The sequence below is a fragment of the Psychroserpens sp. XS_ASV72 genome, assembly GCF_041224425.1.
In the GTDB taxonomy this organism is placed as follows: domain Bacteria; phylum Bacteroidota; class Bacteroidia; order Flavobacteriales; family Flavobacteriaceae; genus Psychroserpens.
The window spans coordinates 171933-193702 of the sequence record NZ_JBGFGL010000071.1 but is presented as its reverse complement, the minus strand read 5'-3'; the positions used below and the strand labels follow the sequence as shown (position 1 = coordinate 193702).

22 protein-coding genes and 1 pseudogene are annotated in these 21770 nt (G+C 36.6%); 15 read left to right on the top strand and 8 right to left on the bottom strand.

What is annotated here, in order from left to right; translation table 11 throughout:
- Positions 1 to 2: 2 nt before the first annotated feature.
- Positions 3 to 1031 (bottom strand): tetraacyldisaccharide 4'-kinase, encoded by a 1029-nt coding sequence (gene lpxK / locus AB9K26_RS04625; protein WP_369971369.1) that lies wholly within the window; start codon positions 1029 to 1031, stop codon positions 3 to 5.
- A gap of 46 nt (positions 1032 to 1077) precedes the next feature.
- Here lpxK and AB9K26_RS04620 point away from each other — a divergent pair, with 46 nt between their 5' ends.
- The 4 genes from AB9K26_RS04620 (at position 1078) to AB9K26_RS04605 (ending at position 4441) form a co-directional block, all read left to right on the top strand.
- Positions 1078 to 2172 (top strand): Nif3-like dinuclear metal center hexameric protein, encoded by a 1095-nt coding sequence (locus AB9K26_RS04620; protein ID WP_369971541.1) that lies wholly within the window; start codon positions 1078 to 1080, stop codon positions 2170 to 2172.
- A 2-nt stretch (positions 2173 to 2174) separates the two neighbouring features.
- Positions 2175 to 2954: a zinc ribbon domain-containing protein gene (locus AB9K26_RS04615; RefSeq protein ID WP_369971368.1), complete on the top strand. Its 780-nt coding sequence runs from the start codon at positions 2175 to 2177 to the stop codon at positions 2952 to 2954.
- Positions 2955 to 3101: 147 nt separating this feature from the next.
- On the top strand, positions 3102 to 3758 hold the full coding sequence (gene msrA, locus AB9K26_RS04610) for a peptide-methionine (S)-S-oxide reductase MsrA (RefSeq protein ID WP_369971367.1): 657 nt from the start codon (positions 3102 to 3104) through the stop codon (positions 3756 to 3758).
- 2 nt (positions 3759 to 3760) lie between these two features.
- A complete protein-coding gene (locus AB9K26_RS04605) occupies positions 3761 to 4441 on the top strand; it encodes a hypothetical protein (RefSeq protein WP_369971366.1) in 681 nt (226 codons plus the stop codon).
- A gap of 126 nt (positions 4442 to 4567) precedes the next feature.
- On the opposite strand, the gene AB9K26_RS04600 is transcribed toward AB9K26_RS04605, so the two are convergent.
- Complete coding sequence (locus tag AB9K26_RS04600; RefSeq protein ID WP_369971365.1) at positions 4568 to 4987, bottom strand: (4Fe-4S)-binding protein; 420 nt, start codon at positions 4985 to 4987, stop codon at positions 4568 to 4570.
- 126 nt (positions 4988 to 5113) lie between these two features.
- Here AB9K26_RS04600 and kynU point away from each other — a divergent pair, with 126 nt between their 5' ends.
- From kynU to AB9K26_RS04560, 8 genes and pseudogenes are all read left to right on the top strand, one after another.
- Positions 5114 to 6382, top strand: a complete 1269-nt coding sequence (kynU, locus tag AB9K26_RS04595; RefSeq protein WP_369971364.1) for a kynureninase — start codon at positions 5114 to 5116, stop codon at positions 6380 to 6382.
- A complete protein-coding gene (locus AB9K26_RS04590; protein WP_369971363.1) occupies positions 6383 to 7789 on the top strand; it encodes an FAD-dependent oxidoreductase in 1407 nt (468 codons plus the stop codon).
- A gap of 8 nt (positions 7790 to 7797) precedes the next feature.
- Positions 7798 to 8202 (top strand): RidA family protein, encoded by a 405-nt coding sequence (locus AB9K26_RS04585; RefSeq protein ID WP_369971362.1) that lies wholly within the window; start codon positions 7798 to 7800, stop codon positions 8200 to 8202.
- Complete coding sequence (locus AB9K26_RS04580; RefSeq protein ID WP_369971540.1) at positions 8202 to 9641, top strand: aldehyde dehydrogenase; 1440 nt, start codon at positions 8202 to 8204, stop codon at positions 9639 to 9641. The genes AB9K26_RS04585 and AB9K26_RS04580 overlap by 1 nt, the downstream gene beginning before the upstream one ends.
- A 106-nt stretch (positions 9642 to 9747) precedes the next feature.
- Positions 9748 to 10064, top strand: a pseudogene (locus AB9K26_RS04575) (GIY-YIG nuclease family protein).
- A 104-nt stretch (positions 10065 to 10168) separates the two neighbouring features.
- Positions 10169 to 10951: an SDR family oxidoreductase gene (locus AB9K26_RS04570; protein ID WP_369971361.1), complete on the top strand. Its 783-nt coding sequence runs from the start codon at positions 10169 to 10171 to the stop codon at positions 10949 to 10951.
- A 156-nt stretch (positions 10952 to 11107) separates the two neighbouring features.
- Positions 11108 to 11644, top strand: a complete 537-nt coding sequence (locus AB9K26_RS04565; protein WP_369971360.1) for a 3-hydroxyanthranilate 3,4-dioxygenase — start codon at positions 11108 to 11110, stop codon at positions 11642 to 11644.
- A 27-nt stretch (positions 11645 to 11671) separates the two neighbouring features.
- Positions 11672 to 12757 carry an amidohydrolase family protein gene (locus tag AB9K26_RS04560; RefSeq protein ID WP_369971359.1) on the top strand — a complete coding sequence of 362 codons (1086 nt, stop codon included), beginning with the start codon at positions 11672 to 11674 and terminating at the stop codon, positions 12755 to 12757.
- A 64-nt stretch (positions 12758 to 12821) separates the two neighbouring features.
- On the opposite strand, the gene AB9K26_RS04555 is transcribed toward AB9K26_RS04560, so the two are convergent.
- The 4 genes from AB9K26_RS04555 to yiaA all read right to left on the bottom strand — a co-directional run bounded on the left by AB9K26_RS04555 (position 12822) and on the right by yiaA (position 16975).
- Entirely contained in the window at positions 12822 to 14468 is a 1647-nt protein-coding gene (locus tag AB9K26_RS04555; protein WP_369971358.1) for a Zn-dependent hydrolase, read from the bottom strand.
- A gap of 69 nt (positions 14469 to 14537) precedes the next feature.
- On the bottom strand, positions 14538 to 15092 hold the full coding sequence (locus AB9K26_RS04550) for a GDYXXLXY domain-containing protein (RefSeq protein ID WP_369971357.1): 555 nt from the start codon (positions 15090 to 15092) through the stop codon (positions 14538 to 14540).
- A gap of 6 nt (positions 15093 to 15098) precedes the next feature.
- Positions 15099 to 16382, bottom strand: a complete 1284-nt coding sequence (locus tag AB9K26_RS04545; protein WP_369971356.1) for a DUF2157 domain-containing protein — start codon at positions 16380 to 16382, stop codon at positions 15099 to 15101.
- Positions 16383 to 16489: 107 nt separating this feature from the next.
- Positions 16490 to 16975 carry an inner membrane protein YiaA gene (gene yiaA / locus AB9K26_RS04540; RefSeq protein ID WP_369971355.1) on the bottom strand — a complete coding sequence of 162 codons (486 nt, stop codon included), beginning with the start codon at positions 16973 to 16975 and terminating at the stop codon, positions 16490 to 16492.
- Positions 16976 to 17126: 151 nt separating this feature from the next.
- Between yiaA and AB9K26_RS04535 the strand changes: the two genes are divergently transcribed.
- From AB9K26_RS04535 to AB9K26_RS04525, 3 genes are all read left to right on the top strand, one after another.
- On the top strand, positions 17127 to 18647 hold the full coding sequence (locus AB9K26_RS04535; protein ID WP_369971354.1) for a hypothetical protein: 1521 nt from the start codon (positions 17127 to 17129) through the stop codon (positions 18645 to 18647).
- 75 nt (positions 18648 to 18722) lie between these two features.
- Entirely contained in the window at positions 18723 to 19184 is a 462-nt protein-coding gene (locus AB9K26_RS04530; RefSeq protein WP_369971353.1) for a hypothetical protein, read from the top strand.
- Positions 19185 to 19300: 116 nt separating this feature from the next.
- Positions 19301 to 19630, top strand: a complete 330-nt coding sequence (locus AB9K26_RS04525) for a hypothetical protein (RefSeq protein ID WP_369971352.1) — start codon at positions 19301 to 19303, stop codon at positions 19628 to 19630.
- Positions 19631 to 19679: 49 nt separating this feature from the next.
- Here the strand turns inward: AB9K26_RS04525 and hemL are convergent, their stop codons facing one another.
- Together hemL and AB9K26_RS04515 are read right to left on the bottom strand one after the other, a co-directional pair.
- Complete coding sequence (gene hemL, locus AB9K26_RS04520) at positions 19680 to 20969, bottom strand: glutamate-1-semialdehyde 2,1-aminomutase (RefSeq protein WP_369971351.1); 1290 nt, start codon at positions 20967 to 20969, stop codon at positions 19680 to 19682.
- Between the two features lie 3 nt (positions 20970 to 20972).
- Entirely contained in the window at positions 20973 to 21770 is a 798-nt protein-coding gene (locus tag AB9K26_RS04515) for a glucosaminidase domain-containing protein (RefSeq protein WP_369971350.1), read from the bottom strand.

The window sequence follows — 21770 nt, the reverse complement described above, 5'->3', positions numbered from 1 at the left end:
ACTTACAAAAACGATTTGATTTGATCTTCAAATTGCTTTGCCCTATCGACTTTAAATTGAATAGGCAAATAATATAATTTGCTGTCATCTTCAAAGTTACCTACTAAACGCACATAGTCTTTCTCGGTCGTAACGATCATAGATTTCGATTTTAGATTTTTGATATCTGAATCTGAAAATTCATGATGGTCTTTAAATTGCAAATGATCAAACTGTAATCCTAAATTCTTTAAATACCTGAGTAAAGGTTTTGGATTTGCAATGCCTGTGACCAATGTAAATGGCGTTTTCTTTAATTCTTCAATGTCTTTTGTTTTAGACACACCAAAAACAACATCAGAATATGCTATAGAGCTAAAAAATACCTCTTGGCCCTCCAATGGCCTGAGCTGCTTTATAATTTGATTTTTTTCCTTTTCACTTATAGCATCCGGACATTTTGTGACCATAATTAAATGAGCTCGCTTTGCTCCTGATTTGGGTTCTCTAAGATTTCCCGTTGGAAGTACCATGTCATTGCAATACAGATTGTCATAAGCTGTTAACAGCACATTTAATTTTGCCTTTACTTTTCTATGTTGAAAGGCATCATCCAAAATAATGACATCTGGTTTTACTTCAGCGATGAGTTTTGCAATGCCATTTCTCCTGTTGGCATCAACAGCGATGGTGACATCTTTAAATTTTCGATAATACTGAAAAGGTTCATCTCCAATCGAAGAGGCTGAAGCATTTTCATCAGCCATCACAAATCCCTTTGTGTTGCGCTTATAACCACGACTTAAGATTGCTACTTTATAATCAGTTTTTAATAACTGAACCAAATACTCTACCGTTGGTGTTTTTCCTGTGCCACCTACACTCAAGTTTCCAACACATATAACTGGAATATTGTAAGACTCTGAAGTTTTCCAGCCCAAATCATATAATCTATTACGCAACCATGTTATCAAATAATACAATGGCACAAAAGGAAACAATACGTATCGCAGTAGCTTCATAAATGACAAATCAATTGCTAAGATAAACATATCAAGTGACTATAAAATTTTATATTTGGAAAACAAATTCACGATTATGATTGTAAATGATGTTATCAAACACCTAGAAGCTTTAGCGCCTTTGGAATATGCTGAAGATTTTGACAATGTCGGACTTCTGGTTGGCGATAAGAATTCGAATGTATCTGGTATCTTGGTGACATTGGACACCTTAGAATCTGTTGTTGACGAAGCCATTGAAAAAAATTGCAACCTCATCGTAAGCTTCCATCCTATTATTTTTAAAGGCTTGAAAAAACTAACGGGAAAAACCTATGTGGAACGAACCGTTTTGAAAGCCATCAAAAATGACATAGCCATTTTTGCTATCCATACGGCTTTAGATAATGCGCTACTCGGTGTAAATGATATCATCTGTAATACCATAGGACTCAAAAGCAAACGTATTTTACTTCCAAAGAAGGGAACCATAAAAAAATTGACCACTTATGTTCCTAACGAAAATACTGAAACGTTGAGAAAGGCTTTATTTCAAGCTGGAGCAGGAAATATTGGCAACTATGACAACTGTAGTTTCAATTCTGAAGGGATTGGAACCTACAAAGGAAACGAAAACTCCAATCCGACGCTTGGAGAAAAAGGCAAACTTCATAGTGAACCAGAAACTCAGGTTTCGGTGACCTTCAACACACATGTTGAAAATAAAGTACTCAATGCACTCTTTAAAGCGCATCCTTATGAAGAAGTGGCTTTTGAAGTCGCTACTCTTGATAATTACAATCAAACCATTGGTATGGGAATGGTTGGTGAGTTGGAAGTACCACAAAACAGCAACGATTTTCTGAAATTCTTAAAAACTACCATGAATGTATCATGCATAAGACATTCAGAAATAACCAAAACCCAAGTCAAAACCATCGCAGTTTTAGGAGGTTCTGGAAGTTTTGCCATTGGCGCTGCAAAGGCTTCAGGAGCAGATATATTTGTGACTTCCGACTTAAAATACCATGATTTTTTTTCGGCTGAAGGTCAAATCATTTTAGCGGATATCGGACACTATGAAAGCGAGCAATTCACAAAAAACTTTTTAGTGGACTATCTGTCAAAAAAAATTACTAATTTTGCAGTCGTTTTATCAACGACAAATACAAATCCGGTAAAGTATTCATAATTATGGCAAAAAAAGCTGAAGCGTCTGTTGAAGAGAGATTAAGAGCGTTATACGATTTACAATTAATCGATTCAAGAGTAGATGAAATTAGAAATCTTAGAGGTGAATTACCTTTAGAGGTTCAAGATTTAGAAGATGAAGTAGAAGGTTTAAATACCAGACTTGACAAATTAAACACCAGTTTAGAGCTTATTGACGATCAAATTAAAGGGAAGAAAAACCTTATTGAAGAAGCTAAAGCTTTGATCAAAAAATATACTGAGCAGCAAAAAAATGTTAGAAATAACAGAGAGTACAATTCTTTGACAAAAGAAATTGAGTTTCAAGAATTGGAAATCCAATTAGCTGAAAAACACATCAAGGAATTTAAAGTACAGATTGAACAAAAGAAAGAAGTCATTTCTGAAACTAAAGACAAACTAAAAGACCGTCAGTCACATTTAAAGCATAAAAGAGGTGAATTAGATGAAATTTTAGCTGAAACACAAAAAGAAGAGGACGCTTTATTGAAAAAGTCAGATGATTTCCAAAAGAAATTAGACGAGCGTTTGGTTAAGGCCTATTTGCGTATCAGAAATAATGTCAAGAATGGTTTGGCAGTTGTGCCTATTGAAAGAGGTGCTTCAGGAGGTTCATTCTTCACCATTCCACCACAAATTCAAGTTGAGATTGCTTCTCGCAAAAAAGTGATCACTGACGAACACAGTGGAAGAATCTTAGTGGATGCAGAATTAGCTGAAGAAGAAAAAGAGAAAATGGATAAGTTATTTTCAAAACTATAAATAACATCCAACATTTAATAAAAGCCTCTTCAAAATTGAAGAGGCTTTTTTGTTTTCATTAGGCTTCAGTCCATATTTAATAAAACTTTTAGAAAATTCTTTTTAAGTATTCTTATCTTTTCTCGACCTATTGAAAAAGAAAACTTTATGAAATCATTACTTACTACCTTAGCAATTATCGTCTGCTTTAGTTGCCAAAATTCGGCACAAAACAACAAAGCCCAACAACAAGTTATTAATGCTGATCCCGTTGAAGTTCCAATGGAGAATGGCAAAGCCAAAGCCTATTTTGCAAGTGGCTGCTTTTGGTGTGTCGAAGCTGTTTATGAAAGTGTGAAAGGCGTCGAAGAAGCCATTAGTGGTTATTCTGGAGGCCATACAGATAACCCAACTTATAAATTAAGCAATACCGGACTTACAGGTCATGCTGAAGCTGTTGAAGTTATTTATGACCCGAACGTCGTTAGTTTTGCCACTTTAGTGGACGTGTATTTCGCTTCTCAAAATCCAACACAGGTCAATGGTCAAGGTCCAGATAATGGATCACAGTATCGTTCCATCATTTTTTATCAAAATGAAGCCCAAAAGAATATCATAGAACAAAAAAAAGCTGCTTTAGCCAAAAAGCTCAATGCGGAAATTGCTGCTGAAGTGTATCCATTTCAAAAATTTTGGGTTGCTGAAGATTACCATCAAAATTATGAGCGATTGCATCCAAATGACGGCTACATAAGAAATGTATCCATTCCAAGATTAAATCGTTTCAAGGCGAAAATGCCTGAAGTCCTTAAAGAAAACCATTAAACATGATCAAACATTTAACCATCCTTTTTACACTATTCATCTGTGTAAGTTCTTGTAATTCTGAAAAAAAAGAACGTAAGCCTATTTCTGTTCAAACCACACAACTGTCTGTTGCAGAAAAGATTGCCAAAGCACATGGTCTTGAGCATTGGAACAATGTCAATCGCATTGAGTTTACATTTCAAGTCGATCGCAACGGACAACAAGGAAATGGTAGAGCATGGACATGGTTTCCAAAAAAAGACAGCGTTATTATGCAGGCTGGCGAACAGTATGTCAAATACAACAGAAGTCAAATGGATAGTGTCCCTCCAAACGCAGACCAAGCATTCATTAACGATAAATTTTGGTTATTGATTCCGTTTCAGTTGGTATGGGATGAAGGCACAACGATTTCCGAACCTAAAACAGAAACTGCTCCAATTTCAAAATCGGAACTCAATAAAATCACGCTCACTTATGGCAGTGAAGGTGGTTATACTCCTGGCGATGCCTATGATATTTTTTATGACGACAATTTTATAATTAGAGAATGGGTTTTTAGACAAGGGAATTCTCAAGAACCTACCATGAGCACAACCTTTGAAAACTATAAAAATTTTGGCGGCTTACGCTTAGCCCAAGAACACAAAATGGAGGAAAGTGATTTCAATTTGCGGTTTACCAATATAAACGTTAATTAACTGTGAAGAAAACATCCAAGATTATAATTATGCCGTATATATTATAAAGACAATTCCGCTAAGCGCGTCTATATAAATTTAAAGCGTGTCTACACTCCAATGTAGAGACGCTTTTTAATTATGTCACTAACCTGAAAACTCAGCATCAACATGACTTCCGTCACAATACGGTTTGTTTTTCGAAACACCACACCTACAAAAGGCAGTGGTCTTATTTTTTGTTTCTTCCTTTCCGTCTTTATGAGTAACTTTTAAAGTGCCATAAACCAAAAGAGGACCGTTTTCCAGCACTTCCACTTTGGTTTCCAATAGCTCAGAAGTTTTGTCGTTCTCATCATTCATATAATAACTCAAGGCTCCTGATGGACATGCCTTAACCTGTTTAATCAATGCTTCAGTAGATGCTGCATCAATTTTAATCCATGGTTTCTCCTTAGGCTTGAAAACTTCACCCAACCCTTTTACACAGATTCCAGAATGAATACAGATTTCGGGTTTCCATACTATTGTCACTTCATCGTTAGTATACTCTTTTGTCTTTCCCATAATGTTTGGTTTTCAATAAAGATACTAAAATTCAAAATGTATTTTCCTGAAATTTGACTGTCTATACTGCCACATTCTCCATCAAATATTCTTATTTTTGTTAGGTATCATCAAAACAAAATAACCTTGCCTAACTATACATCTGGTCTTGATTTTGCTCAGCAGCTCGATCAAAATGATCCATTAAAACACTTTCGTTCACAGTTCCACATTCCTAAAGACAATCAAGGAAATGAATTGATTTATATGACTGGAAATTCCTTAGGATTGCAACCTAAAATCACAAAGGAATATATAGATGAAGAACTTGAGGACTGGGCAACATTAGGCGTTGAAGGGCATACAGAAGGGCGTCATCCTTGGCTACATTATCACGAATTTCTAACCAATACCATGGCAGAGATTGTTGGTGCCAAACCACTTGAAGTTGTGGTGATGAACTCATTAACAGCCAACCTTCATTTTATGATGGTTAGTTTTTATCAACCTACAGCAAAGCGCTATAAAATCTTGATTGAAGCTGATGCCTTTCCAAGTGATAAATACGCTGTAGAATCCCAATTACGACATCATGGTTTTGATGATAAGGAAGGACTCATTCTATGGAAAGCTCGTGATGGCGAAGAACTTGCCAACTATGAAGATTTAGAAGCCATACTCAAAGAACAAGGAGATGAAATTGCCCTGATTATGATTGGTGGCGTCAACTATTACACAGGTCAGTTTTTCGATTTAAAGCGCATTACAGAGTTAGGTCATTCCTATGGTTGCACTGTAGGTTTCGACTGTGCACATGGCGCAGGAAATGTACAATTAAACCTACATGATTCTGGAGCTGATTTTGCCGTTTGGTGTACGTATAAATATTTGAATTCTGGTCCCGGAAGCCTTTCAGGAGCTTTTGTACATGAACGTCATGCCCATCGAAAAGACTTGAACCGCTTTACAGGTTGGTGGTCACACAACAAAGAAACCCGTTTCAAAATGCGTGATGAGTTTGATCAACTTCCTGGCGCTGAAGGTTGGCAATTGAGCAATCCGCCTATCCTTTCGATGGCTGCTATAAGAGCATCCTTAGATGTTTTTAAAACTGCTGGCTTTGACAACCTTTGCAAAAAATCAAAGCAACTGACAGGCTATTTTGAGTTTTTATTGAATGAGCTCAACAATGACCATATTAAAATCATTACACCAAAAGATCCTGAACAGCGTGGTTGTCAGCTATCCATTCAAGTGAAAAATGCAGACAAATCCTTACATACCAAACTTTTTGAAGCAGGAATCATAACCGATTGGAGAGAACCTGACGTGATTAGATGCGCTCCCGTTCCTCTTTATAATTCCTATATGGATGTCTTTCAATTTGTGAATCGCTTAAAAACTATTTTAAACTAAATGAAACAACAAAACATTCTTATAATTGGCGCTGGTCTTTGCGGAAGTCTTCTCGCTTTAAGATTAGGTCAACGTGGTTATAATGTAACTGTTTACGAAATGCGACCAGATTTACGAACAACAGATATTTCTGCAGGTCGCTCCATCAACTTGGCATTTTCCGATCGTGGTAACAAAGGAATGAAACTTGTTGGTATTGAAGATAAAGTCAAAGCACTTTGTATTCCGATGAATGGTAGAATGATCCACGATGAGGAAGGCAACACGTTTTTGTCCAATTACAGTGGTCGCGACCATGAATACATCAATTCAATCTCCAGAGGCGGACTCAACGCTTTGCTTTTAGATGAAGCTGAAGCCCATGACAATGTAAAAATTCATTTCAACAAAAAATGTGTATCAGTTGACTTTGAAAAAACTACAGCACGATTTAAGGATTACGAAACCAAAAAAGAGTTTGTAGAAGATGCCGATGTTATCATTGCAACCGATGGCGCAGGTTCAGCTCTAAGAAAAAGTTACTATCTAGAGAAAAAATTCCTATTTAGTTTTTCGCAAGATTACCTCACACATGGTTATAAGGAATTAGCGATTCTCCCAACAGAAGATGGTGGATACAAAACCTATAAGAATGCCTTGCATATTTGGCCTAGAGGAGAATTCATGCTCATTGCCTTACCAAATTTGGATGGTAGTTTTACGGTCACCTTATTTCTAGCTTATGATCAAGGTGCATACAACTTTAATAATTTGACCACGCCAGAAATGGTGACTGCTTTCTTTAAAAAAGAATTTCCTGATGCCTTAGCCTTGATGCCAAATCTAGTCGATGACTTCTTTGATAATCCAACAGCACCTTTGGGAACTGTAAAATGTTCGCCTTGGCATTATAAAGGCAACACACTACTCATGGGAGATTCGGCTCATGCTATCGTTCCGTTTTACGGACAAGGTATGAATGCCTCGTTTGAAGATGTGGTTGAGTTCGATACGTTTTTGGATGCCTATGAAGGCGATTGGGAACGTATTTTTGCTGAATACGAAAAATCAAGAAAGAAAGATACGGATGCTATTGCCGATTTGGCTATTGATAATTTTTACGAAATGCGAGACCATGTTGCCAATCCGATTTTTAAGGAGAAGCGTAAGATTGAAATGGCTCTAGAAAAAGAGTTTCCAAAAGACTATTCTTCAAAATACAGCTTGGTGACCTTCAATGAACATATTGGCTACAGACAAGCTATGCTTAGAGGTCGTGCCCAAGACAAGGCTATTTTAAATATGTTAGCTGATGGCTTGATAACTACCAAAAATCTTGAAGACAAAGCTATTTTGGAAGACATTCTAAATAAAGTAAAAACACAAACCGAAGCTATTCTTGAAGACGACAGAATAGCTGGATTATAAAATTAATTATGAGCAACAAAACCGTAACTCCAAGAGGTGCTTATCCTCATATAAAACAAGTTGGTGATTTTATCTTCGTTTCTGGCACAAGTTCTAGACGACCAGACAATTCCATAGCTGGTGTTGACATTATTGATGAAATGGGAACAAAACGTCTCAACGCATACACACAAACACAGGAGGTTTTAAAAAATATTGACAAAAACCTGCAATCGGTTGGATCAAGCCTGAAAGATGTTGTTGACGTCACGTCCTTTTTAGTCAATATGAACGATTTTGCTGATTACAACAAAGCGTATGCAGAGTTTTTTGATAAAGAAACTGGGCCAACACGAACAACTGTTGCGGTACATCAATTACCACATCCTGATTTGGTTATAGAAATAAAGGTTATGGCTTATAAAAAACAATGATGAACATTCAGAATTACATTAACGGCAACTTTCAAAACCCGATAGATGATCAATGGCTCGACAATTTTAATCCAGCCAATGGTGAAGTGTATGGACAAATCCCAAATTCATCATCTAAAGATGTAGAACAAGCCTATCAAAGTGCCAAATCAGCCTTTAAACAATGGTCACAAACCTCTTTGGAAGAACGCAGTCGGATACTCATTAAAATTTCAGAATTACTCGAAGATAACCTACAACGTTTTGCCGAAGCCGAAAGCAAGGATAACGGGAAGCCTGTTAGCTTGGCTAAAAGTGTCGATATTCCAAGAGCAGCAAGTAACTTTCGTTTCTTTGGAAATGCCATCACGCAATTTTCCAGTGAAAGCCATGAAAGTGTAGGTCAGCAAGCCATAAATTACACTTTACGTCAACCGATTGGTGTCGTGGGGTGCATTTCTCCTTGGAACCTTCCACTCTACCTATTCACATGGAAAATCGCGCCTGCACTTGCGGCTGGAAATTGCGTTGTTGCCAAACCTAGTGAAGTCACACCTGTAACAGCTTATCTTCTTGGAGATATTTGTAATGAAGCAGGATTGCCAAAAGGTGTTTTAAATATTGTTCATGGTTTGGGAGTTTCAACAGGACAAGCTATTATTGAGCATCCAGATATTAAAGCCATAAGTTTTACAGGAGGAACAGCAACTGGCGCACATATTGCCAAAACCGCAGCACCAATGTTTAAAAAATTATCTTTGGAACTCGGTGGAAAAAACCCAAACATCATTTTTGCCGATTGTGATTATGAGGATATGCTCAATACAACGGTTCGTTCGTCTTTTGCCAATCAAGGTCAGATTTGCCTTTGTGGAAGTCGGATTTTTGTGGAGCGCACAATTTATGAACAATTTAAAGTAGATTTTGTAGCAAAAGTAAAGCAGCTTAACGTTGGACATCCTTCAGAAGCTCATACCAATATTGGTGCTTTGGTTTCCAAACCGCATCTTGAAAAAGTAAAAGATTATATCAACATCGCTAAAGAGGAAAGCGGAACGGTTTTATGTGGTGGCAATGAGGTTGTAGTTGAAGGATATGAAAACGGCTATTATCTGGAACCTACAGTCATTGAAGTCAGCACAGATGAATGCCGTGTCAATCAAGAGGAAATCTTCGGACCAGTAGTCACCATGATGCCTTTTGATACTGAAGATGACGTATTGCTGATGGCTAATAAAGTAAAGTATGGCCTATCAGCAACCTTATGGACCAACAATTTAAAACGCACCATGCACATGAGTCAGCAATTACAAGCAGGTATTGTTTGGGTCAATACTTGGATGATGCGTGATTTACGAACACCGTTTGGAGGTGTTAAAGCGTCAGGCGTTGGACGGGAAGGTGGCTTTGAAGCACTCCGATTTTTTACCGAACCTAAAAATGTATGTATTAAATATTAAAAAAACTAAGGTCACGCTTCTCGACTGCACTCTAAAGGAAAGATCGACCTACATGAATTTGTAAATTAATCAAAATGTCACCTCGAGCGCAGTCGAGAGGTAAATTATGAAAACGTATTTTGTTTATATATTAAAATGTTCTGATGACTTAACTTATACTGGTGTCACGAATAATGTTTCAAAACGGTTTGAAGAACATCAAAAAGGATTAAACAAAAATTGCTTTACTTATAAAAGAAGACCTGTGGAATTAATATTTCACCAAGAGTTTAACGATATTGAACAAGCTATACTTTTTGAAAAAAAATTAAAAAATGGAGTGCAAAAAAGAAGATTGCTTTAGCTGAAGGCAAGTACAATATATTGCAAATACTATCTGAATGTAGAAATGCAACACATTACAAATACAAACCTGACAACTAAATGAGGTCTCGACTGCGCTCGACCTGACAACCGTCAATTGTGATGGTTCATAGAAAAAATAATTAACAACCTTAAAAAGATTCCCATACAAGTGGAAAATAAACATGGATTTACAACTCAACAACAAATATGCTTTAGTTTGCGGAAGCACAGCAGGAATTGGAAAAGCAACAGCCATAGCTTTAGCTCAAGAAGGCACAATTGTGACGCTTATCGCTAGAAACGAAGACAAACTGAAAGCGGTCTTATCGGAATTACCACAGCATAGAGCCCACGATTACATTGTTGCGGATTTCTCTAACCCGGAAGCCCTAAAAGATAAGGTCAACAATTATATCAAAAACCATCATGGCTTTCACATTTTGGTCAATAATACTGGTGGACCCAAAGGCGGACCCGTTTTTGAAGCTGAACTTTCTGAATTTGAAAGTGCCTTTACACAACATTTAAAATGTAATCATGTACTCGCTCAGGCAGTTGTTCCGTTTATGAAAAGCGAAGAATTTGGGCGTATTATCAATGTGATTTCCACTTCGGTAAAACAACCTTTGGATGGTTTAGGTGTGAGCAATACCATTCGCGGTGCTGTTGCCAATTGGAGCAAGACCTTGGCTAATGAATTAGGACCATTTGGCATAACAGTCAATAATGTATTACCTGGAGCTACTGGCACTGATCGCCTATCGGAAATCATAAAAAACAAGTCGGTTAAAACTGGAAAAACCGAAACCGAAGCTGCCGATGCCATGAAAAGCATTGTGCCTGCTAAACGTTTTGCGAAACCCGAGGAATTGGCTGATGCCATTACCTTTTTAGCCAGTGAACGTGCCAGTTATATCAATGGGATTAATTTACCTGTTGATGGTGGAAGAACTAAGTCACTTTAAGCTTACAAATTCGATTTTTTATTCTTAATTTTATTGAATTGATGAATTTGCGTTAAGGATTGAGGTATTGTTGGAGCTCCTAGCAAAGAGCGACTACCGAAAGCCTGACGGTCTTTGGCTTTAGCTAAAGAGCGAAACGCCCAAAAACACAACATGATGAGCAGATTATTTCCTCCTATTAATTTTAAAGCCTGGATTGAAGAAAACAGACATCTTTTAAAGCCACCAGTAGGTAATAAAGTGGTTTGGAAAGATGGTGACTTCATCGTTATGGTTGTTGGTGGCCCAAATAGTAGAAAAGATTATCATTACAACGAAACGCCTGAATTTTTCTATCAAATTGAAGGCGATATTGTTCTTAAAGTCATTGACAATGGAACACCTAAGGATATTCACATCAAGGAAGGCGAGATCTTCTTATTGCCTCCAAAAGTGCCACATTCACCTCAACGTGGTGCCAATACTGTTGGATTGGTCATTGAATATCCGCGTGATGAAGGCGTTAAGGATGCCCTACTTTGGTTTTGTGAAAATTGCACTACCAAATTATACGAGGAAGATTTTACCTTAGACAATATTGAAACCGATATGCCTGGTATTTTTGACAAATACTATGGTGATGAACTGAAGCGCACTTGTCCTAATTGTGGTGAGATTATGCTGCCTCCAAAAAAAGCTTTACTCGAAGATTAAGCGTAAATCTAAACTAACCTCTTTCTTATGGAAAAACGCAAGTTGAGAATTAATGGGCATTCCCACTTACTTCCTTATCCTGAGGAAATTCCTGAGTTCATGAAAGACAAGGGCATTTTCTGGGTGGATAAAGACCGGAAATTCATGCTTCAAAAGGATTGGAATCGTCCTATCACAGATTCGAGTTTCTTTTTAAATGAAAAGTTGGCTTGGATGGAACATTTCAAAATTGACCATGCTGTGGTTTTGAACCTGTCCCAATTGTATGGTAATGGCTTACGTTTAGAAGAAATGAAACAAGCCTTGCGTTTTCAAAATGATTTCAATGCAAGAATACAGAAAGAAAATCCGAGTAAGTTTACCTGTGGATTTGTGGTTCATCCAGGATTTGTAAGAGGTGCTTGCTGGGAAATTGAACGTTGTGTTGAAGAATTGGGCATGCAACTATTGTGTTTACCAACGCATTACATGGACACGATTGGGACTTGGCGTTGTATTTTTGATGAAGAGAACGAGCCTATTTTTGAACTGGCCAACAAATACAATCTCGCTGTTGAAATTCACCCTTATGATGGAGAAAAATTCATTAAACTTGAAAACACTTCTTGGCGTTTCCATTTGATTTGGATGTTGGCACAATGTGCTGATGCCTATCACTTTTTGACCTTGAATGGGTATTATGATCGCTATCCAAATATGCGTATCTGTTTTGCGCATGGTGGACAATTAGCGCAAATTAATTTAGGTCGTCGTATTCAAGGATTTGATGGCAGACCTGATTTGTTCGAAGGCAAAACACATCCGAGAAAAGCTGTTGGTCATAAAAATATCTTCTTTGACACCTTGGTTCATGATACTGGAAGTTTGGACTTACTAATCAAAAATCAAGGCTCAAAACAAGTCCTTATGGGATTGGACGATCCTTATCCCTTAGGTGAAATGGAGAACATGAAACAAAGCTCCTATCCTGGAAAAATCTTGGATCTAGCCATTGAACGAAACATCATTAGCGAAACAGAACGTGAAGCCATGTGGGAAGACAACGTCATACAATGGCTTTTTGGTGATGATGATGACGCTAAAGATAAATTCAGAAAACGCATTTTATCCTAACAAAAAACCTTTCCCGCTCATTACGAACAAGAAAGGTTCTTTATGATGTATGTTTGTCTATAATTTAAAGACCTAAAACATCAACACCCTGTTCAAAAATCACATCTACAGGAATGTTAGCTTCACTTAATCGGTCTAGGTCAGCTTGCAATTCGGAAGAAATCAATCCTTTCTCTTGTACCAATTTAGCCACACCATCGTAATCTCCATTACCCTGAAGTGTTAGTATTAAATTTGATAAGTCTTCCATCGCAGTTTCCATCTTATCAAAATTGACTTTGTAAGTCCCATCTTCATTTCTTGAGAATGCTCCTTTTTCCTTGAAGAAATTAAATCGGATCATATTGGCTTTTCCATGTGCTGAAGACGCTCCAAAACGTACTGATCTAAAGATACCAGCCATAAAGGTTACCATATTATTTTTAAGATCTTCATCCAATTCGCCTTTAGAATGCAATTGCTGAATCATATATAAACCTAAAATATCAGCCTTACCTTCCTCAAGAGCACTGGCATGTTCTTTAAGCGCAGTTCGAACGGTTCCTTTATCATTAATCGTATTTTTGATTCCTAAACCATGAGCTACTTCATGAAACATGGTATTGGCAAAAAACGCATCGAATGTGATATGTTGGCGCTGACTTTCATCAATCAACTTTTCTGAAATTGGCACTAAAATTTTGTCAAATTTAGCACGCATTGCATTTTTAAGCTGTAAACGACGGGTTCCTTTTTGCAATTGCACTTCCTCATCATTTGGTAAGTTGATCGCTATGGTTTTACTACCAGAGTTACAATCGCCAGCATAATACACAACATCGTAAGCATTTAAATCACTGTCGGTTCCAGGCGTTTCTTTTTTATAGGCTGCATCAACAGGTAAGCCTTCTTGCAGTTCTGGTAAGTAAGCGCTAAACTTTGCCAAGCGCTGACTCCATTCTTGATCTTTAACCAAAACATATCCTTCATGAGCTGCTTTGTTTCCAAACAATTGGTCTTCATAGGTTTCGATTGGACCAATAACAATATCCAAAGTATTGGTCTTCATATCCATCCAAGCCAAATCACTAGGTTGGTAATTATCATCTAGAAGCGCTTGGGATCTTAATTCTAAATACGTTTTCAATCCTTCATCTTCTGCCAGCTCTGAGGCTTGTTTAAGTAAATCTGAAACTTTTTCTACTTCAGCTTTAAATTGTTTGTGATAAGGAATGGAATACAACTTACCATTCTCATCACGACGAACGAAATTGTAGATACTTGATTTGTTTTCGATATCTGCAGCTTCAAATTCTTCTTTCGTCATATCTGTAGGATAGAAATTTGCGCCAGCTGGTTTTTCACCAACACCTTCAACAAAAGGTGCGTTACCATCAAGTCGATCCCATGGACCATAATTGATTTTTACAAATGTTTTGGTATCCTCATCAGAAATAGAGTTCAACAAAGCTTCTTTATCACCATAAGCCTCATACCAGAACAAATCGTTCATCATATCTGCAGCTTGAATCAAAAGTGGAATCATTTCACGTTCCTTTTCTGTCAACTTGCTAACATCTGTGGTAAGTTTAAAACTTACATATTTACTAAGGTTTTTTTCCATAGAAGTCATTTCATTTGTGTCTTCAGCAACCTCGACATCTTTCTTTCCTTCATCTTTACAAGAGATTACAAAAATTGCCAACAATGCAATTAGTACCGTATTTTTCATGTTTAAATTTTTGATTTTATATCGCCTTAGCGAAAGTTTCAGATTGACCCAAAGTTAGCCAAATTTTAATTATTGCTCAACAAATTCGGCAATAGGAATATCGTTTATGAATACGTTTGCCAAAACCGCCTCACCTTCCTTTACATACACCAAGGCATATGTATTATTTGGCAGTGAATCCCGTTGCGCATTTCGATGGGCTATTTCGGCATCGTAAGCCTTATTCTCTTCCATATAAAACTCAGTAAATGGTAACGAAAAACGAATTTCCTTTTTATTATTGACACTCCAATCTACAGTTGCCTTCACATACGCTTGTTGCTTTGGTGCCTTTTTAGTAATCGCAATAGCTTTTGCAAAACCAAGACTATCTTCGGAAATCGACACATAGATATCCTCACCTCGTTTCCATGTTTCTTGACTTGATGGAAAACTATTCATCTCATAATTGAGGTATATATATTTTCCCTTAAAAGGATCTGAAGGATCTACAGGTTGGGTTTTAAACTTGAAGGCTTTTCCAGTATCGAGAATTGACTCTCGGTTCCATATCATTTGCGCTGGAATTCCAATCTGAACCAGAGCGACTATGACAAAAAGAATGAATATATGTTTGGTTTTCATAATGACTTATTTTAATTGTTCTTTATTTCGTTTTTGTTTCTGAAGCATGATATAGTTGGTTAAGAAAAACCCAACTCCCACTCCAACAAACAACAATCCACGAACCACAAAACTGATGTTGGTATCAAAAAATCGACAGATTACGAGAGCTGTCACAATACAAAGTCCGTAATTCAAAATTCCGAAATGGAACTTATCCACGCCGATTTTAACTGTTGTAAGTCCTAAAACGAAAATCAATACATTAACAATGAGTGTCCCAATCGTAGGTAAGTTGAGTTGAAACAGATACATGATTAAAAACACAATGAATACATATTGAAACAAATTGAAAGACTTAATCCATTGACGATTGTAAGACCAAATCAAAAGCATGACATTGGCGATTGCCAAAACAAAAGACACATAACTTTCCTGAGCATTGAACAACAATTGCTCAACAAACCAGAAATCGTCAAAACTCATGATGAGCATCAAAATGATAATTCCTAGCGACCCAAAGATGAGATAGCCATTCCTACGAAGTTTCTGGTCATCAAAATATGGTAGCTTTCCAATATTGTAAAACAAACTAAAGAGTAACAAATACATTAAAAACCCTAGTTCAGATAAGTCATTTACAAAAGCGCCAAGCACAATCGTAAAACTCAAAGGGTACAACCAATTGAAAATCGAGGTTATGTTATGGCTAGCCTTATGCTTAAGTAACTCTAAATAATGTGGTAAAGCCAATGCTATCAATAACAAGTACAGCCAAGGTGTTTCGTCTATACTAAAATGGCCATAACCAACTTCGAAAGCATAATACGTTGAAAAGACCAAATGCAAAATGGCCAACATATTGGATTTCAGCAAATACATAACAGGTAAACAAATGGCAATCCATGTTAAGATATAAGTACTTAGATTACCTGGAATATTGTAAATCTGACTCACCAATGCAATACTAGAACCAACTGCAAAAAACAAAAAAGTTCCTGAGGCTTCCTTCCAAGCCTGGCTTTTCTCTTTTAAGATGGAAAAACCAACAATAACTTGACCAATCAATAGAGGAATGAAAGCCAAAATGGTTTTGGTCATGCGGTTAAAATGATCCCAGTTATGGGCTAAAATCAATATGATACCCAAGCCTACCAAAAGCGATCCTAAAACCCCAAAAATGGCAAACAATCTATTAGGAGTCTCTGTTTGCTTAGTACTGTAGTAGTCTTCAATCTTAGCAGCCACATCATGTGAAATCACATTATTTGCTACCAATTCTGGCAATTCCTTAATAAGCCGTGAATTCATAATAAAGATATTTTAATGATAAAAGTTAAGAATTATGAGAAGACATAAAGCAAGTACTATAAAAAAGTTATGCACTTGCTTCAAGCCATCAGTATCTCAAACAAATACTAGTCTTGGTCGTCTTCAGCTTTACATTTATTATTGATATAAGCTAGATCTCGCGTATTTTTTTGAACCGCAATTGCGGCAAACAGACTTAGTGTAAATGACATGCCATAAAATCCTTTCTCACTCAATTCCAAATTGGCATTCCAAAGTCCGATCACCAAAAGTAAAATAGCTGTTACAGATGTAAACCAACTAATACTGTAGTAAATATCGGTCACCTGAAGACCTTCGAGTCGGTCTCTTACCGATTTTTGAACAGAGATTACAGAAAACAATCCGAAGAGCAGAATGGTAAAATAATATCCTTTTTCGTTAAGCATCATATTGGCATTCCATAGACCAATACAGTAAGAAATCATTCCAATGAACAAGGCTGACCAAGAGGCTCCAATAAAAGCTGGAGTCGGTTTTTGATCGTACACCTTGGTTTCTTTTTTCTGTTTTTTGTCTTCTTCCTTTAAGGAAACTGTGGTTTGATAATTCATAATACATAGTTTTAATGATTACGATACAAAAGTGCTTTAGAATATTAAAGTGGTAAAATCTAATTAAAATTAAAACTGACGATATATTATTATAATTTTACCTATTTTAATATTATTTTTAGATGTTAATTAAAATAATAATGACGATTAAATGACTGATTTAAGCACTATTACCTCAAGCCTTTCTTCAGAAGAACAGCAACGTTTTATTCAGTATTTGGAAAAAAAGAACAAGCGCAACGATACCAAAAATATAGAATTGTTCAAGCTATTGGTGGAAGACCAGCTCGATTCAAAAGCGATTTGCAAAGCCATTTATAGAAATGATAACAAATCGGCATATCATGCCTTACGAAAGCGACTCTACCAATCCTTAATTGATTTCATTGCCAACACGAGTTTAGAAGAAGAAAACTCAATAGATATGCAAATCATTAAATACATCTTGACATCTCGAAGTTTTCTCATTAAAAAACAAACGAAAGTCGGTTATGCCATTTTAGATAAGGCCGAAGTGCTTGCTCAAGAGCATTCGCTATTTGCCTTATTGAACGAAATCTACCACACCAAAATTCAATATGCGTATCTCAATGCCACCATAAACATAGACGCCTTGATAGCTAAATTCAAAAGCAACCAAAAACAGCACCAACTAGAAGAGGAATTGAATATGGTATATGCCAAGGTAAGACAAACCTTAAGCAATATGACTTACAAAGGTGAAATTGTCGATTTTCAAACCATTTTGAATACAGCCTTATCAGAACATGATATTGATGTTGACGATTCATTGTCTTTCAAATCACTATACCAATTAATGGCCATTGTAAGTATTTCAGCTTTTGTCACTAAAGATTATTTGCAAATTGAACCTTTTTTGATTGAAACCTACCAGAAAATCCAATCCAAAAAAACCAACAACAATCAATTGTACTACCATTTGGAAATCCTATACATGATTTCGAACACCTTGTTTAGAAACAAGAAGTTTGACGAATCATTGGAATACTTAGAAGCCATGCATGAACTCATGCAACAACAACGTCGAAAATACTACAATAGTTTTGTTCTTAAATACCATTTACTGCTTGCATTAAATTTCAATTTTAAAGGCGAAAAATCTAAGGCCATAGCCACATTGGAAACCATCATCACCAAAAAACATGAGGATTTGGAAGCAGTTTTAGACATCCATCTAAGCTTGGCCATGTTCTATATTCAGGACGAAAATTTAAAAAAGGCCTCTAAGCTATTCTCAAAATTTTATCACACCGATAAATACTATACTGAAAAGGCTGGAAAGGAATGGACCATCAAAAAGAATCTTGTTGAAATCATCCTACGCATTGAATTGGGAGACGTCAACCTACTGGAGTCGCGCTTACAAAGCTTTAAAAGAAATTACAGTAGCTATTTAAAACAAATTCACCAAGAACGTGTATTAACGTATTTGAATTTACTTACCTATTATTACAAACACCCTGAAAAAGTTACTTCCCAAGCCTTTAAAGACAAAGTACAATCATCCTTTACTTGGATAGGTGCAAACAAAGAAGATATCTTTGTAATGAGTTTTTACGCTTGGCTAAAAAGTAAAATGGAAAAGAAATCACTTTATACCACTACAATGGAATTGATTGATAAAACACAAAAAACGTTAAATCAAGGTTAAAAAACGTATGTTCATTAAACCAAGTTTAACGTCATTGGTCAAATGGGTATCTAATAATTAAAAAACAAGACACAAATGAAAAAAATAATTTTAATGGCTATCGCAGTAATGACATTACCAGCTTTAGCGCAAGAGCACAAAGAACACAGACAAGGACCTCACAAAAAAGAGGCTATGCTAAAAGATTTTTCACCTGAAGAAGCTGCAACCTTAAAAACGAAACAAATGACCTTACATCTCGATCTTACCGAAGCACAACAAAAAAAGATCAAGGCTCTGTTTTTAGAAGAAGCGCAGTTTATGCAAGAAAAAAGAGAAGCTCGAAAAGCGGCAAAAAAAGACAATAAAGAAAAACCAACTAAGGAAGAGCGTTATGCCATGATGAATGAAAGACTTGACCGCGAAATTGCCATGAAGAAGCAAATGAAATCCATTTTAAATAACAATCAATTTGAAAAATGGGAAAAGGCTCAGACTACAAAACACAAAAAGAAAATTCAAAAGCGTCATAAAGGTGACGAAAAAAGAGGACGTTAGTTGAGATTGATTAGTTTAGTTTTAAAAGCATTGGTTTTTTAATCAGTGCTTTTTTTGTTGATTTCAAATAAAAATGATTAATTTAGGCACTTAATTGCACTTAAAACAATTTGAAAATGAAAAAAATAGTTACCCTTTTCTTATTTGTATTCGCTTTAGCTTTTAACACCCAAAGCCTTAACGCTCAGAATACCATTGAAATGAATGCAGCTGCATCTGAGAAAGCGAAAGAAATCAAAAAAAATATCAAAATAAACAATCTTCAATTAGAAGAGGTTTATCAAGCGTATAAAGAATTTGAGGAAGCTTACAGCAAAATCAGCAACAACCTAGATAAAAACCAGAAAAGACTGGAAAAAATCAACACGGTTTTAGACAACAAGCTTAAAGAAATCATGACTGAAGAACAATTTGAAAGGTATCTTCAGCTCTACAGAACCTATTAACGTTTTCATGTTAATTGACTCAAGCCTATTTTAATTAAATAGGCTTTTTTTATGTCAACTGGTTTGCAACCGTATCAACCGCAGCAATCGTTTTGTCTAAATCTTCGTAAGTAAGTGCATCGGTAATAAACCAAGTTTCAAAAGCACTTGGCGCAATGTAAATGCCTTCGTCAAGCATTCCGTGGAAAAAGGCCTTAAAAGTTTCATTATTCCCTTTTGCAGCACTCTGAAAATCTACTACTTCGTCTTCAGCAAAATGAACAGATATCATTGATCCAACACGATTTATGGTATGTGTTATTGAATGCTTATCTAAAACATTTTTGATGCCTTTATGTAAATACGCTGTTTTTTCCTCCAAACGTTTGAAAAGCTGATCATCATCATTAATAGCTGTTAGCATTGCTAATCCAGCTGCCATTGCCAAAGGATTACCACTTAAGGTTCCCGCTTGGTAGACACTTCCATTAGGTGCCAAATGATTCATGATTTCTGCTCTAGCGGCAAAAGCACCAACTGGCAAACCTCCTCCAATTACCTTTCCGAAGCAAACCACATCAGCATCTACATTGTATAGTTCCTGGCAACCACCTTTTGCCAGTCTGAAGCCTGTCATGACCTCATCAAATACGAGCAATACACCATGTTGATTACAAGCTTCTCTCAAATCTTGTAAAAATGTTTGTTTTGGCGGTATGCAACCCATATTACCAGCTACAGGTTCCAAAATAATACAAGCCACTTCTCCTTTGTTAGCTTCAAGAATGGAATTTACATGTTCAATATCATTATATCGCGCCAATAAGGTGTCTTTTGCCGTACCTTGTGTCACACCAGGACTGTTAGGGCTTCCAAACGTAACAGCACCACTTCCAGCCTGTATCAAAAATGCATCACTATGACCATGGTAACAGCCAGCGAATTTGATGATTTTCTCTTTTTTCGTATAACCTCTCGCCAATCGAACGGCACTCATGCAAGCTTCTGTTCCAGAGTTCACAAAACGTATCTGGTCAATGTTAGGCACCATAGAAACTGCCAATTCGGCAATCTTAGTTTCAATTTCAGTTGGCATTCCAAAAGAAGTTCCCAACTTAGCCTTTTCTACAACTGCATCAACTACTGGCTTGTAAGCATGACCCAAGAGCATTGGTCCCCAGGAATTGATATAATCTATAAAACGATTTCCGTCTTCATCATAGATAAAGGCACCTTTTGCAGATTTAGCGAAAATTGGCGTTCCACCAACAGCCTTAAAGGCTCTTACGGGAGAGTTGACACCTCCTGGAATAACCTGATTAGCTTCTTTAAATAATGCGCTACTTCGTTTATATAACATACATCAATTGAGTTTCAAGACCTGTCCAATAGACAAATCGTTCGTTTTTAAATTGTTAAGTGATTTTAACTGCTCAACCGTTAGGTTGTATTTTCTTGACAAGGAATACAAAGTGTCTCCTTTAACTACAATATGGGTTAAAGCAGTTTCTGATGTGGATACGTTTTTAGGAGTATAATTACCCAACACTTCGTCATCATACCTGTAAAGCTTATAGCGTTCTATCAAGCTAATCAATTTTTCAGGGTATCTCCTATCTGTGGCATAACCTGCGGCTCGAAGGCCTTTTGCCCAACTTTTGTAATCATCTTCACGCAATTGAAACAGTTTTGAATAACGACTGCGTGAAGTTAAAAACAAGGAGTGATCTTCAAAAGAAGATTTAGCGTAAGTGTATTTTCTAAAACATTCTTGAGACGCATCATCATCGTGATAGATTTTCTCACCTGTCCATCCATGGCATTTGATTCCAAAATGATTATTAGCTTCGACTGCCAATCTTCCTTTTCCAGAACCAGACTCAAGGATGCCTTGTGCCAAAGTAATACTGGCAGGAATTTTATACTTGCGCATTTCCTCTTGGGCAATAGCACTGTAATAAGCAATATAAGCTTCTGTGGAATTCATCTGAGGTGAAGAAGTCTTTGGCGGCAGACCAATGGTTTCTGTAGGAGTTTCTGTTGGCGTCGAGACCTGCTCAATTTTAGGTCTACTATCTTTTTTCTTGGTAACTATTTTCCGTTTCGATCCGCAGGAAACTACGACAAGCGACATCAATAAAACAACACAAAATTTTTTCAT

Bases quoted from the DNA above. Each gene is read 5' to 3' on its own strand.
- yiaA (WP_369971355.1), bottom strand. From the start codon at position 16,975: ATGAATTATCAAACCACAGTTTCCTTAAAGGAAGAAGACAAAAAACAG.
- AB9K26_RS04525 (WP_369971352.1), top strand. From the start codon at position 19,301: ATGAAAAAAATAGTTACCCTTTTCTTATTTGTATTCGCTTTAGCTTTT.
- AB9K26_RS04550 (WP_369971357.1), bottom strand. From the start codon at position 15,092: ATGAAAACCAAACATATATTCATTCTTTTTGTCATAGTCGCTCTGGTT.
- AB9K26_RS04615 (WP_369971368.1), top strand. From the start codon at position 2,175: ATGGCAAAAAAAGCTGAAGCGTCTGTTGAAGAGAGATTAAGAGCGTTA.
- AB9K26_RS04590 (WP_369971363.1), top strand. From the start codon at position 6,383: ATGAAACAACAAAACATTCTTATAATTGGCGCTGGTCTTTGCGGAAGT.
- AB9K26_RS04515 (WP_369971350.1), bottom strand. From the start codon at position 21,770: ATGAAAAAATTTTGTGTTGTTTTATTGATGTCGCTTGTCGTAGTTTCC.
- msrA (WP_369971367.1), top strand. From the start codon at position 3,102: ATGAAATCATTACTTACTACCTTAGCAATTATCGTCTGCTTTAGTTGC.
- AB9K26_RS04605 (WP_369971366.1), top strand. From the start codon at position 3,761: ATGATCAAACATTTAACCATCCTTTTTACACTATTCATCTGTGTAAGT.
- AB9K26_RS04555 (WP_369971358.1), bottom strand. From the start codon at position 14,468: ATGAAAAATACGGTACTAATTGCATTGTTGGCAATTTTTGTAATCTCT.
- AB9K26_RS04585 (WP_369971362.1), top strand. From the start codon at position 7,798: ATGAGCAACAAAACCGTAACTCCAAGAGGTGCTTATCCTCATATAAAA.
- hemL (WP_369971351.1), bottom strand. From the start codon at position 20,969: ATGTTATATAAACGAAGTAGCGCATTATTTAAAGAAGCTAATCAGGTT.
- AB9K26_RS04620 (WP_369971541.1), top strand. From the start codon at position 1,078: ATGATTGTAAATGATGTTATCAAACACCTAGAAGCTTTAGCGCCTTTG.
- AB9K26_RS04570 (WP_369971361.1), top strand. From the start codon at position 10,169: ATGGATTTACAACTCAACAACAAATATGCTTTAGTTTGCGGAAGCACA.
- AB9K26_RS04530 (WP_369971353.1), top strand. From the start codon at position 18,723: ATGAAAAAAATAATTTTAATGGCTATCGCAGTAATGACATTACCAGCT.
- AB9K26_RS04545 (WP_369971356.1), bottom strand. From the start codon at position 16,382: ATGAATTCACGGCTTATTAAGGAATTGCCAGAATTGGTAGCAAATAAT.
- AB9K26_RS04600 (WP_369971365.1), bottom strand. From the start codon at position 4,987: ATGGGAAAGACAAAAGAGTATACTAACGATGAAGTGACAATAGTATGG.
- AB9K26_RS04580 (WP_369971540.1), top strand. From the start codon at position 8,202: ATGAACATTCAGAATTACATTAACGGCAACTTTCAAAACCCGATAGAT.
- AB9K26_RS04565 (WP_369971360.1), top strand. From the start codon at position 11,108: ATGAGCAGATTATTTCCTCCTATTAATTTTAAAGCCTGGATTGAAGAA.
- AB9K26_RS04535 (WP_369971354.1), top strand. From the start codon at position 17,127: ATGACTGATTTAAGCACTATTACCTCAAGCCTTTCTTCAGAAGAACAG.
- AB9K26_RS04560 (WP_369971359.1), top strand. From the start codon at position 11,672: ATGGAAAAACGCAAGTTGAGAATTAATGGGCATTCCCACTTACTTCCT.
- lpxK (WP_369971369.1), bottom strand. From the start codon at position 1,031: ATGTTTATCTTAGCAATTGATTTGTCATTTATGAAGCTACTGCGATAC.